The sequence below is a fragment of the Sphaerisporangium aureirubrum genome (genome assembly GCF_042658925.1).
In the GTDB taxonomy this organism is placed as follows: Bacteria; Actinomycetota; Actinomycetes; order Streptosporangiales; family Streptosporangiaceae; genus Sphaerisporangium; species Sphaerisporangium aureirubrum.
In genome coordinates, this window is sequence record NZ_JBHSRF010000038.1 from 14,784 (window position 1) to 26,683 (window position 11,900).

The window sequence follows — 11,900 nt, forward strand, 5'->3', positions numbered from 1 at the left end:
CAGCATCGCGGCGCGCGGGCCGCGGCCGCATCGCCCCGGTGGCGACGCCGTCCTGCGACGAAAGTCGGAGCCCGGCGGCCCGGACCGGCGACGAAAGGCGGATGAGGACGGCGCCGGTCAGCGCCTAGTCTGCGGGCATGGACGTGACGCGCCGCCTGCGGGCCCGCCTCGCGGGCCGGCGTGTCGTGGACGCGGCGGTGGTGGCGGCGTGCCTCGTGCTCACCGCCTTCGCCGTCAAAGGGCACTGGGCGGCGCCGCCGGGGCCGGTGATCGCGGTCGCGGGCGCGGCGGGCGGCCTGGCGCAGTGGTGGCGCCGGCGGCTGCCCCTGCTCGCGGCCGTGGCCGGCGCGGCGGCGTACACGCTGTCGGGCAACCCCGGCCCCCTGCTCGCCGGCGTGTACTCGGGTGCCTCCTACGCGCCGCGCCGGCACCTCTTGGTCCCGCTCGTCGCCGGGTGGGCGGGGTTCGCCGGATGGTCGTGGCTCGGCGAGGGCCGGTTGACGGCGAGCGACGCGGTCTGGGCCGCCTGCGTCGCCGTGGCGCTGACGGCCGCGGGCGTCCACACCGACACCCGGCGGGCACTGGCCGCGTCCTGGCGCGAGAGGGCCGAGAGCGCCGAGGCCGAGCGCGTGCTCCGCGAGGAGCAGGCCCGCGCGGCCGAGCGCACCCGGATCGCCCGGGAGATGCACGACGTGCTCGCCCACAAGATGTCCCTCATCGCCCTGCACGCCGGCGGCCTTGAGCTCACCGCGAGCGGCAGCTCCGACCGCGTCCGGCAGGGCGCGGCCCTGATCAGGGTCACCGCCCGGGAGGCCCTGCACGAGCTGCGCGACGTCCTCGGCGTGCTACGGGCCGACCTGCCCCCCACGCGCGACGCGCCCCCCGGCCAGGGCGAGCCGTTCACCGACCTGACCTCCCTGGTACGCGCGTCCACCGACGCCGGCCAGCACGTCGAACTCCACGACCACGCCGGCCCCCTACCCCCCGCCATGGCCAGAGTCGTCCACCGCGTGGTCCAGGAAGGCCTGACCAACGCCCGCAAACACGCCCCCGGCGCCCCGGTCACCGTCACGGTCGACCACGCCGACGGCACGACGGACCACGGCGACGGCACGATGAACCACGGCGACCGCACGACGGACCGCGGCGACCGCACGGTGCGCGTCACCGTGCACAACACGCTCGCGACCGCCGCGCCCGCCGACCTGCCGGGCTCGGGCTCCGGCCTGGTGGGCCTGGCGGAGCGGCTCCGCCTGGTCGGCGGCACCCTGAGCAGCGGCCCACTCGGCGACGAGGACGGCGGCTGGCGCCTGCGCGCCGACCTGCCCTGGCTGGTCCACGCGCCGGGCGAGCGGGCCGGAGAAAATGCCGGGGAGGCCGGGGAGGCTGGGGTACAGGACGGGGACGGTGGGTCGCGGTCGTGATCTCGGTGCTGCTCGTCGACGACGAGGCGCTCGTCCGCGCCGGCCTGCGCATGATCCTCGAAACGGCGGAGGACATGGCCGTGGTCGGCGACGCCACGGACGGCCGCGCCGCCATCGAGGCCGTCGGCCGCGACCGGCCGGACGTCGTCCTGATGGACGTCCGGATGCCCGGCCTGGACGGCCTCGCCGCGACCGCCGCGATCCGCGCCCGCCCGCACCCACCGGCGGTGGTCGTCCTCACCACCTTCGACGCCGACGACGCCGTCTTCCGCGCTCTGGAAGCGGGCGCCACGGGCTTCCTGCTCAAGGACACCCCGCCACTGGACCTCCTGCGCGCCGTGCGCCTGGCGGCGGCGGGCGACGCGATGCTCTCCCCGGCGGTGACCCGCCGGCTCATCACCCGCGTCACCACCGAGGACCGCACCCGCCACCGCCGCGCCGCCCTGGACCGCCTGCGCCCCCTTACCGGACGGGAGCGGGAGGTACTGATCGAGATCGGCCTGGGCCACGCCAACGCCGACATCGCCACGCATCTCCACATGAGCGAGGCCACCGTGAAGAGCCACATCACCCGCCTGTTCGACAAGCTCTCGGCGACCAACCGCGTCCAGCTGGCCATCGCGGCCTTCCGCGCGGGCCTCCTCGAGTAGCGGCACCGCCGGGGTCAGCAGGTGAGGCGGAGCGCCGTCTCGCCGGGGATGTCGACCTGGAAGGCGGTCGTGGTGGCGGCGGTGGTGAGGTCGTAGTCGCCGAGGAAGCCGGTGAAGGTCGTGCGGCCGTTCTCGTCGGTGGTCAGGGGGGTGGGGGGGAGCCACCAGGAGCCCTTGATCAGGGAGTGGAGGGCCTCGTAGGACGGCTTGGGGGTGGCGTCGGCGCGGAAGAAGCCCGCGGGGGCGCCCAGCCAGCTGCGTTTGTCGGTGAAGCCCCAGTAGGTGATGGCCTCCACGGCGGGGTGGGAGAGGAGGGTGGTGTAGTGGCGGGTCATCTCGTCGGCCTGGCGGGCCTCGCCCTCGGGGGTGGAGGGCCATTCGTCGATCTTGTAGTCGTTCAGGTCGACGATCTCGGGGGGCATGAGGTGGCCGGAGAGCAGGGTGCTCTCGGTGAAGTGGATGGGCAGGCCGTAGCGGGCGAAGCGGTCGATGGTCGCGAGGGTCTTCTCCTCACCCCAGTACCCCTGGTGCATGTGGCTCTGCAGGCCCAGGGCGTCGATCTGGATCCCGGCCTCCAGGACGCCCTCGATGAGGCACTCGTAGGCCGAGGACATGTCGAAGTCGTTGAGCAGCAGCGTGGCCCGGTGGTCGGCGTCGCGGGCGGCGTCGAAGACCATGCGGATCATCGGGATGCGGCCGATCTCCCGGCAGAGGCGGGTGATGCCGTTGTCGTACTTGTCGAAGACCGGCATGATCACGACCTCGTTGATGACGTCCCACATGCCGATGACACCGGCGAAGTCCTTCAGCTCCCGCTGGATGCGCGCCACCTGCGCGGCGGCGACGTCGGCGTTGGACAGCTCCATCAGCCAGTCCGCCGTCGAGGTGTGCCACGCCAGGGGGTGGCCCTTGACGGCGAGGCCCCGGTCGGCGAACCAGCGCGCCGCGGCGAGCACCCGCCGCGTGTCGGGACGGCCGCGCTCGGGCTCGAAGCGGCCCCAGTAGAACGGCAGCGTGGAGAAGTTGAACAGATCCAGCCACAGGCCGGCCATGCGCTCGGCCTCGGCGGCCTCGGCCTCGCCGGTCAGCTCGCCGTTGATGTACGGGACCAGGTCGAACCCGATGCAGCCGAACAGGAACCTGTGGTTCCGCTGCGCGACGACAACCTCCTGGCCGGCGAGGGGCGTTCCGTCGGGAGAGGTGACGGTGAGGGTGACGTCGGTGGTGCGATGCCGCTTGATCGAGGGGTCCAAGGCGATCACCGTGCCAACTATAGTCAGACGTGATGAGCTCACCCTCGCCCGCCGGCGGCGCCGGCCAGGCCGCCATGAGCCTGCGCGAGCGAAAGAAGGCCAAGACCCGCCGGGCGATCCAGGACCACGCGCTGCGCCTGTTCGCCGAGCGCGGCTACGACGCCACCACCGTAGAGAGCATCGCCGAGGCCGCCGAGATCTCGCCGAGCACGTTCTTCCGGTACTTCCCCACCAAGGAGGACCTGCTCCTGCGGGACGAGTACGACCCCATGCTGGCCGAGGCGTTCCGCCGCCAGCCGTCGGGCCTCGCGCCGCTCCCCGCGCTGCGGGCCGCGTTCCGCGCCGTCGCCACCGAGGCCGGCGACCGTGACCTGGAGTCGGCGCTGTTCCGCACCCGGCTCGCCATGACCGTCCCCGCGGCCCGCGCCCGGTCGCTGGAGAACATGCTGTCGATGATGGACCTTCTGGCGGACGCGGTGGCCGAGCGCACCGGCGCCGACCCGTCCGGCCCGGCGGTGCGGGTCTTCGCGGGCGCCGTGATCGGCGCCCTGCTCCCCGTGCTGCTCGCCTGGGTCGAGTCCGGCGGCGAGACCCCGGTGGCGGACCTCGTGGACCGGGCGCTCTCCCTGCTGGAGGCGGGGCTTCCCGTCTGACCGGGCGTGAATTCCCGATGGCGCGCCGTGAACACAACTGAACGGCGCACTGTGACGCATCGAGACAATGCAGTTCCGGGGAGCGATGAATATGGGATGCGCGTTTATCTATGACCGCCAGTAATGTCGGTGGTCAATCGTGTAGTTCCAGTCCCCGTGAAACACATGGCGGGCGAGCGGGAGGGAATCGGCGTCATCCGGCGGGTCGGAGATGGCCCGTGGGTCGAATTCCACGGCGGTGCCCGCGACGGGGACCACGGTGACGTGGTGCGCGATCAGCGGCCCGCCGTGCCAGTTCACGTGGAGCGTGGCGATGGTCCGCTGCCGCACCCCGGTCCACTTGCGGGTGCCGTCCGGCAGATGGCACACGGTGACCGTCAGGGACGCCTGCGCGGCGAACGCGGCGAGCTGACGTTCCCACACGCGCAGCCTGCCCTCCGCCCCGGCCGAGGCGGTCGCGCCGATGCCGAGCAGCATGCGGCTGGCCGCGGGGTTGGCGTGCCGCCCGGCCCGTTCCCACCACAGGCGCAGCGTGGCCACCGCGAACACCGCGGTGTCGTCGTCCCACTCGGTCCTGCTCCAGTCCGCCGCGGGGGCGTCCGTCCCGGTGGCGGGCGGGCGCAGCTGCCTGCGCTCGATGTCCAGGCCCACCACCGGCTGCCCGGCGGTCCACTGTCCGGCCTCCTCCGCGACGTACCCGAACTGCGCGTCCCTGTCCTTGGCCCGCAGACCCGCGCTGGCGTCGTACTGCAGGCGGTACCCGGTGTCCTTCAGCATCCGCGCGACGGTGCGCGGGCTCACCACGTGACCCCGGGCGCCGAGCGCCACGGCGAGCCTCGCCGTCGACTGGGTGGTCCAGCGCAGCGGGCGCCGCGCAGAAATCTCCGCGCGCGGCGGGTCGACCAGCGCGTCCAGCGCCGCGGCGACGGCCGGGTCCACCTCCTCGGCCCGCTTGCGGCCCCCGCCGCGGCGGCGCACCCGCTCGGCCGGCACGGCCACCGCGCGGCCGGCGAGCTGGCGGATGCCGCGCCGCACCATGTCCGGCGACGCCCCCGTCACCCGCGCGATCAGCGCGATCCCGCCGTGGCCGAGGGCACGCGCCTCGGCGGCCAGCAGCAGCCGCCACTGCCGTTCGTTCAAATGTGGTCTCAGCTCGCCCAGCTTTTTCGTCAGGATTTCCTCGATGCCGCCGGTCGAGTCGGCCATATGTCCTGATCACCACACTTTTTTCTGCGCGGCCGCCATCCCTTGTAAACAGATGATGGCTGCTGGATCTTGTTGGAGTCACTAGCTCCCGTAATGGCGATGCGAATGGCGATGCGAATGGCGACGTCGCACGCGGAAAGGAGCCGTCTTTGTCCACGGGAACCCTGGACGTGCTGCGCGCGGCGCGCGAGATGAACGCCGTCGAATGGGACGCGCTGGTGGACCGGTCGGGTTCGCCGGTCTTCTACCGGCACCGCGTGCTGAGCGCGTACGAGCGGTCCGGGCTGGGCGGCCAGCGCGCCACCGCGTACCTGCTGGCCCGGGACCCGGGCGGGACGCCGGTGGGGGCGCTGCCGCTGTACCTGCTGGACGGCCGGGAGATCTTCGCCATCCTCGGCGTGCGGCCCCCGGCGGGCGGCGCGGCCACCGACGCGCTGATCAGCCACTTCCCGCACTGCTACGACACCACGGCGATGCTGGCCGCGCCGTCCCCCGAGGTGCTGCGCGGGCTGCGGGACGCGGCGCTGGCCGAGGCGTCGCGGCTCGGGGCGCGGGTGTGCTGCCTGCTCAACGTGCCCGCCGACGGGCCGCTGGCCGCGTTGCTCGCCGAGCTGCCGGGGGCGCGGCCGGTGCCGTCGGCGGCCCGCTGGTACCTGGACGTGCCGTCGTACGGCGGGCTGGACGGCCTGCTCGCCACCATGGCCCGCGCCACCCGCCGCACCCTGCGCGCCGCGGCCCGCCGGGCCGAGGCCGCCGGGGCGCGGATCGAGCTGAGCGACGGCTCCGGCGAGGACGCCGCCGACGTCGCCGCGCTGTGCGCCGCCAGCGCCGCCAAGCACGGCAACAACTACTACCCCGAGGCGGCGGTCCGGGGGTTCCTCGCCGCGCTCGGCGGGCACCTCACCGTGCTGCGGGTGCGCCTCGGCGGCCGAACCCTCGCGGCGTCGGTGTGCTTCCGGGACGGCGGCGTCCTGCACACCTGGGCCGGGGGAGCGGTGTACCCGCCGGAGCTCAACTGGAGCCCCAACCACGTGCTGTTCCACCACGAGCTGCGGCTGGCGTTCGACCTCGGGGTGCGGCGGCTGGAGTGCGGGCGGCGCAACGACGAGTTCAAGGCCCGGCACCGGCTGTCCCGGCGGGAACTGCTGGCCTTCGTGTGGGAGGTGTGAGCGTGCGCGCCGTCGTGGAGGGCGGATTCGCCGAGCACCTGTGGCCGGGCGACGCCGACCGGCTGTACGCGACGCCGGGGTGGCTGCGCGCCAACGTCACCCGTCCCGGCGGCCGGCCGTTCACCGTCCGGGCGGGCGGCGGGGACGGGGTCTCCGTGCTGGCGTTCCTGGACAAGGGCGACGAGTCGTCCGAGGCGTACGACCTGGTCCGCACGACGGTCCGCTGGCCGCTCGTCTTCCCGTGGACGCCGGAGGGTGAGGGGCCGCTGCGGGCCGCCCTGGACCGGCGGCCGGGGACGGAGGCCGCGCTGCTGCCCAGCCTGCGGGCCGTGCTTCCCGGCTACGAGCTCGCCGTGGCGGGCCCGCACGACCCCGGGCTCCTGGACGCGGCCGTGTCCCGCCTGATCGGGCTGGCGCGGGACCAGGGCGCGGCCACCTGCGCGTTCCTGTACGTGCCGCGGGACGCGGCGGCGGTGCGGCGCGTGCTCGCCGGGCACGGGTTCACGCCGGTCGCGCTGACCTCGCGCGGCCTGCTGCGGGTGCGCTGGACGGACCTCGCCGGGTACGCCGCCGCGCTGCGCCCCGGGCGCGGGCGCAAGGTGCGCGTCGAACTGCGCAAGGTGGACGCCATGGGGCTCACGTCCCGGCGGGCCGATCCCCTGGAGGGCCTGGAGGCGATCACCCGGCTGCGCTGCGCGCACCTGACCAAGTTCGGCCGGGTACCGGACGAGGCGGCCGAGCGGGCGCGGATGGCGGGCGTGCTGGCGGGGTTCCCGCCCGAGTCGCTGCGCCTGGTGCTGACCGCCCACGAGGGACGGGACGTGGCCTGCCTGCTGCTCGTCCGGCACCGGGACACCGTGTACGCGGCCCTCTCCGCCACCGACCCCGGCCCCGGGCTCGGGCTGGCGCACTTCGAGAACGCCTACTACGCCCCGATCCGCCTCGGCCTGTACCGGCCCGGCGACGTGGTGGACTACGGCATCAGCCACCTGGACGCCAAGGCGTGGCGCGGCTGCGACCCGTGCCCCCTGGACGCCTGGGTGCTGGCCTTCGACGACGACGTCCACGCGGTGCTGCGCACGGTGTCCGGGCTGTCCTTCCGGTACAGCGAGGAGGCCCCGGGCCGTCCCCCGGGCGAGGCGCCGGGTCATTCCACGAGCGGAGCCCCGGGCCGTCCCGCGGGTGAGGCCACCGGCGGCCGGGAGGTGGGCCGATGAGCGGCGAGCACGTGCGCGCCATGCTGGCGTGTGGTGTCACCTTCGTCAGCGGCGTGCCGGACTCCGCGCTCGCGCCGCTCACGGGCGAGCTCGCCGAGGGACACCAGGGCATCGCGTACCTGCCCGCCACGCGGGAGGACAACGCGGTCGCGCTGGCCGTCGGGGCGTGGCTCGGGGGCGCGTCGCCGCTGGTCTTCATGAAGAGCATGGGGCTCGGCAACGCCACCGACGCCCTCACCAGCCTCGCCCAGGTGTACGGGGTCCCCCTGCCGCTGTACGTCTCCTGGCACGGCTACCTCGGCCGGGACGTCCCGCACCACAACGTCCTCGGCGAGGTGCTGGCCGACGTGCTGGCCGCCCTGCGGATCCCGGTGGTGCGGCACGTCATGGGCGAGGGGACCTTCAAGACCGCGCTGGCCGAGACGGTGGCCCTGGCCCGGGACCGCGGCGCGCCCGCCGCCCTGCTGGGGGTGCCCGCGCATCTCGCCGGGGAGGCGCACGATGCGGCGTGACGAGGCGCTGGCCGCGATCCTCTCGGCCGCCCGCGCGGCCGGGGCGGCGGTGTTCGTCGGCAACGGGGACGTGGCGCGGGCCGCGGCGGCCGTGGGCGGCCACCCCCTGAACTTCTCCATGTTCGGCAGCATGGGCCTCGCGCCCCCGCTGGCCGCCGGTTTCGCCGCCGCCACCGGACGCCCGGCCGTCGCCGTCGAGGGGGACGGCAACCTGCTGATGGGCCTCAGCGGCCTGCCCGTGACGGCGGCCGCGGTGCGCACGCCGTTCGCGCACGTGGTGCTGGACAACGGGGTGTACGAGACCACCGGCGGGCAGCCGAGCCTCGCGGGCGGGGTGGACCTTCCCGCGGCGGCGCTCGCCGCGGGGTACGCCGCCGCGGCCCGCCCGCACACCGTTGACGAACTACGGGACGCCGTGGCCGAGGGGCTGCGCGTACCCGGGCCGGCGTTCGTGCTGGTGCGCACGCTGCGGGCCGGCGGGGCGCGGTATCCGCGCGTGCCCGGCCATCCGAGGGACATCGCCCGCCGCTTCATGGCGGCGGCGGGCACCGACGAGTCCACGAGTACACGATGAGCGGAGGATCATGCGGGGATCGAAGGCCGCCGAGTTACGCCGAATGCTGGAGGGCCCCGGGCTGGTACGCGCCGCGGGGGCGCACAACGGCCTGACCGCGAGACTGGTCGAGACGGCCGGTTTCGACGCGGTGTGGGCGTCCAGCTTCGAGGTGTCCGCCAGCTACGGGCTGCCGGACGCCAGCCTGGTCACGATGACGCAGTACCTGGCCGCGGCGGAGTCGATGGAGGCGGTGGTGGACCTCCCGGTCGTCGCCGACTGCGACACCGGGTTCGGCGGGCCGCTCAACGTGGCCCACATGGTGCGCAGCTACCGGCGGCGCGGCATCGCCGCCGTCTGTTTCGAGGACAAGACCTTTCCCAAGGCCAACAGCCTGTCCGACGCCGAGCACGAGCTGATCTCGGTGGAGCGCTTCGTCGAGAAGATCCGCGCCGCCGTGCGGGCCAGGGAGGACGGCGACCTGGTGCTCATCGCCCGCACCGAGGCCCTCATCGCCGGTTTCGACATCGACGAGGCCCTGCACCGGGGCCGCGCCTACGCCCGCGCGGGCGCCGACGCCGTCCTCGTGCACAGCAAGGACGCCGGGCCCGAGCGTGTCCTGAAGGTCGCGGCCATGTGGGACGAGCCCGTTCCGCTGGTCGTGGTGCCCACCACCTACGGGCACGTGTCGGAGGACACCCTGCAGGAAGCCGGGGTCCGGATGGTGATCTACGCCAACCAGGGCCTGCGGGCACTGGTCGGCGGGGTGTCCCGCACCCTGCGCGACCTGCGGCGGCACGGCCGCGCCGACGCCGTCGACGGCGAGATCGTCCCGGTGTCGGAGATCTTCGCGTTGCAGCGGTCGCCCGACCCCGAGGAGTCCTCGTGACGTCGTCCGGGCTGCGGGCCGGGTGGGAGTACCCCGACGCCTGGCGGGCCGCGGCCGGGATGTCGCTGCTCGCGGAGGAGTCCTGGCACCGGGCCATGGCGGGGCGCCTGGAGGGGCGGCCGGTGTGGTTGTGGCTCGGCGGCGACGAGGTGACGGCCGGGCTGGCGGGCATCGTGGCCGCCGACCCGGACGCCTACACGTTCGGGAACCTGCGCCTGCTGCTGGCCGACACCTCGGCGCCGTTCGCCCCCTCGGGGGCCGACCTCGGCGGCCTGGCACCGGTGGCGGGGGAGCTGTTCCCCAACCTGTTCCTGAGCTGTCCCGGGTACGCGACGTTCCCCGTCGGCTCGCGCCGTGACGACCCCGCCGCGGTCGGCGAGCTGCTCGGCGCGATCGTGGCGTGGGCGTCGGACGCCGGTATGCGGGCCGTCGCGCTCCCGTACACCGAGACGGGCGGCGTGCTCGCGACCTGCGCCTCGGTGGCCGGTTTCGAGCCGGTCCCCCTCACCAGCGACTCCTACGTGGACGTCCCCTCCGGCGGCTACCCCGCCTACCTGGCCGCCCTGCCCGCTCACCGCCGCCGGCGCGTGGCCGCCGAACGGCGCCGCCTGCACGCCTTGGGCCTCCACGGCCGCCTGGTGGAGCACGTCGACGCCGCGCTCCTGGACCGCATAGTCGAGTTGCGCGTCCGCCAGCGCGCCCGCTACGGCCTCCCCGCCGACCTCGCCGCCGAGCACGCCCGTCTCTCCCTCCTCCTCACCGCGCTGGGCGACCGCGTGAGCGTCGTCACCGTGGGCGACCCCCCGCTCTCCTTCACCCTCCAGGTCCAGGACGGCGACACCTGGCACGAGGTGTGCAGCGGCACCGACTACGACGACCCCCGCAGCTCCACCGCGTACTTCGAGTCCGTCTTCTACACCCCCATCGAGACCGCCCCCACCCGGGGCGTCCGCCGCGTCTCCTACGGCATCGGCGCCGAGGAGGGCAAACTCCTCCGCGGCTGCCACCTCATCCCTCTCGAATGCCTCCTGCTCGGCCTGACCCCCGCCGCCACCCACGCGACCTCCGCCATAGCGGCGGCCTGGCGCACCACGACCTCCGAAGGACTCAACGGCCCTGACTTACCCGCCCGTGGAGAGGCCACGGTGAGCGCGGGCGAGGTCGTGAGCGCGGGCGAGACGGTGGGGAGCGCGAGCGGGACCGGGGGGAGAGCGGGCGGGTCCGTGGGGATTGCGGGCGGGGTCGGTGGGAGGGAGGGGTTGTGACGGCGGAGGCGCGGGAGGTGATGGGGCCCGGGGCGTATGACTACTGTGCGGGCGGGGCGGGGGACGAGGCGGCCATGGTGCGGAACGTGGCGGCGTTGGATGCCCGGGTGCTGACGCCGCGGATGCTCGGGGGGACGCCGGGGGAGGGCGCGCTCGGGGTGGAGGTGCCTGGGGGGAGGCTTGTGGCGCCGATCCTGGTGGCGCCCATGGGGTTGCAGCGGTTGTGTCACCCGGAGGCCGAGCGGGCCACGGCCGCCGCGGCGGCGGAGGTGGGGCTGGGGCACTGCCTGTCGATGTTCTCGTCGGAGACGCCGGAGCGGGTGGCGGCGGGGGCGGGGACGGGGGTGCGGTGGCAGCAGATCTATCTGCTGCGGGACCGGGAGGTCACCGAGAGCGTTGTCCGGCGTGCCACCGAGGCGGGGTACCGGGCGCTCGTGGTGACGGTGGACGTGCCGGTGGTGGGGCGGCGGACGCGGGACATGGGCAACCGGTTCGACCGGTTCCGGGTGGCGCCGCCGGCGCTGTGCGAGGACCCGCGGTTCGTGGAGCTGCTGGGCGCGCGAGGCGAGGGGGCGTCGGCGGAGAGGCTCATCGACGAGCTGTTCCCCGACCCCGGCAGCACCTGGGACGACGTCGCACGGCTCGTCGCGGGGAGTTCGCTGCCGGTGCTGGTCAAGGGAGTGCTGTGCGCCGGGGACGCGAAGCTGGCGCTGGACGCCGGGGCGGCCGGGGTGGTGGTGTCCAACCACGGCGGACGGCAGTTCGACCGGTCGGTGGCGGCGATCGAGGCGCTCGGCCCGGTCGTGGACGTGTGCGACCGGGCCGGGGCGCCGGTGTTCTTCGACTCCGGCGTCCGGCGGGCCTCGCACATCGCCACCGCCCTGGCACTCGGCGCCCGCGCCGTCCTGGTCGGCCGCCCGGTGCTGTGGGCGCTGGCCACCGGCGGCCAGGAGGAGGTCCGGCGCGTACTCGCCGGGCTCACCGCCGACCTCGCCCACCTGCTCGCCATCCTCGGCGTCCCCTCGGTGGCCGCGCTGCGCGGCATCCCGGTCACCGCCCCCGGCGGTGGCCCATGAGCCTGACGGCGCACACGAACGGACGGCATCGAC

General features: G+C 74.7%; 12 protein-coding genes. 10 read left to right on the forward strand and 2 right to left on the reverse strand.

Features of this window, described 5'->3' with window-relative positions; all coding sequences use genetic code 11:
* The first annotated feature begins 137 nt into the window (after window positions 1–137).
* Both ACFP1K_RS23495 and ACFP1K_RS23500 read left to right on the forward strand, forming a co-directional pair.
* The gene (locus ACFP1K_RS23495) at window positions 138–1,424 is read left to right on the forward strand and encodes a sensor histidine kinase (RefSeq protein WP_380756886.1); all 1,287 of its coding nucleotides are present in this window, start codon (window positions 138–140) and stop codon (window positions 1,422–1,424) included.
* Window positions 1,421–2,074, forward strand: coding sequence for a response regulator (locus ACFP1K_RS23500; RefSeq protein WP_380756888.1), 654 nt, complete (start codon window positions 1,421–1,423; stop codon window positions 2,072–2,074). The genes ACFP1K_RS23495 and ACFP1K_RS23500 overlap by 4 nt, the downstream gene beginning before the upstream one ends.
* Before the next feature lie 14 nt (window positions 2,075–2,088).
* On the opposite strand, the gene ACFP1K_RS23505 is transcribed toward ACFP1K_RS23500, so the two are convergent.
* The gene (locus tag ACFP1K_RS23505; RefSeq protein ID WP_380756890.1) at window positions 2,089–3,336 is read right to left on the reverse strand and encodes an endo-1,4-beta-xylanase; all 1,248 of its coding nucleotides are present in this window, start codon (window positions 3,334–3,336) and stop codon (window positions 2,089–2,091) included.
* Between the two features lie 23 nt (window positions 3,337–3,359).
* Between ACFP1K_RS23505 and ACFP1K_RS23510 the strand changes: the two genes are divergently transcribed.
* Window positions 3,360–3,980 carry an acyl-CoA-like ligand-binding transcription factor gene (locus ACFP1K_RS23510; protein ID WP_380756892.1) on the forward strand — a complete coding sequence of 207 codons (621 nt, stop codon included), beginning with the start codon at window positions 3,360–3,362 and terminating at the stop codon, window positions 3,978–3,980.
* 108 nt (window positions 3,981–4,088) lie between these two features.
* Here ACFP1K_RS23510 and ACFP1K_RS23515 read toward each other — a convergent pair whose 3' ends face one another.
* Window positions 4,089–5,186: an ISAzo13-like element transposase-related protein gene (locus tag ACFP1K_RS23515; protein ID WP_380756894.1), complete on the reverse strand. Its 1,098-nt coding sequence runs from the start codon at window positions 5,184–5,186 to the stop codon at window positions 4,089–4,091.
* 149 nt (window positions 5,187–5,335) lie between these two features.
* On the opposite strand from ACFP1K_RS23515, the gene ACFP1K_RS23520 reads away from it, so the two are divergent.
* The 7 genes from ACFP1K_RS23520 to ACFP1K_RS23550 are packed head-to-tail and all read left to right on the forward strand — an operon-like array spanning window position 5,336 to window position 11,867.
* Complete coding sequence (locus ACFP1K_RS23520) at window positions 5,336–6,355, forward strand: GNAT family N-acetyltransferase (protein ID WP_380756896.1); 1,020 nt, start codon at window positions 5,336–5,338, stop codon at window positions 6,353–6,355.
* Window positions 6,356–6,357: 2 nt separating this feature from the next.
* Window positions 6,358–7,572: a hypothetical protein gene (locus ACFP1K_RS23525; RefSeq protein WP_380756898.1), complete on the forward strand. Its 1,215-nt coding sequence runs from the start codon at window positions 6,358–6,360 to the stop codon at window positions 7,570–7,572.
* Window positions 7,569–8,084 carry a thiamine pyrophosphate-binding protein gene (locus tag ACFP1K_RS23530; protein ID WP_380756900.1) on the forward strand — a complete coding sequence of 172 codons (516 nt, stop codon included), beginning with the start codon at window positions 7,569–7,571 and terminating at the stop codon, window positions 8,082–8,084. Before ACFP1K_RS23525 ends, ACFP1K_RS23530 begins: the two co-directional genes overlap by 4 nt.
* Window positions 8,074–8,658 carry a thiamine pyrophosphate-dependent enzyme gene (locus ACFP1K_RS23535; protein ID WP_380756902.1) on the forward strand — a complete coding sequence of 195 codons (585 nt, stop codon included), beginning with the start codon at window positions 8,074–8,076 and terminating at the stop codon, window positions 8,656–8,658. Before ACFP1K_RS23530 ends, ACFP1K_RS23535 begins: the two co-directional genes overlap by 11 nt.
* Window positions 8,659–8,668: 10 nt before the next feature.
* A complete protein-coding gene (locus ACFP1K_RS23540; protein ID WP_380756904.1) occupies window positions 8,669–9,526 on the forward strand; it encodes an isocitrate lyase/phosphoenolpyruvate mutase family protein in 858 nt (285 codons plus the stop codon).
* Window positions 9,523–10,791, forward strand: coding sequence for a GNAT family N-acetyltransferase (locus ACFP1K_RS23545; RefSeq protein WP_380756906.1), 1,269 nt, complete (start codon window positions 9,523–9,525; stop codon window positions 10,789–10,791). The genes ACFP1K_RS23540 and ACFP1K_RS23545 overlap by 4 nt, the downstream gene beginning before the upstream one ends.
* A complete protein-coding gene (locus ACFP1K_RS23550) occupies window positions 10,788–11,867 on the forward strand; it encodes an alpha-hydroxy acid oxidase (RefSeq protein ID WP_380756909.1) in 1,080 nt (359 codons plus the stop codon). Before ACFP1K_RS23545 ends, ACFP1K_RS23550 begins: the two co-directional genes overlap by 4 nt.
* Window positions 11,868–11,900 lie beyond the last annotated feature (33 nt).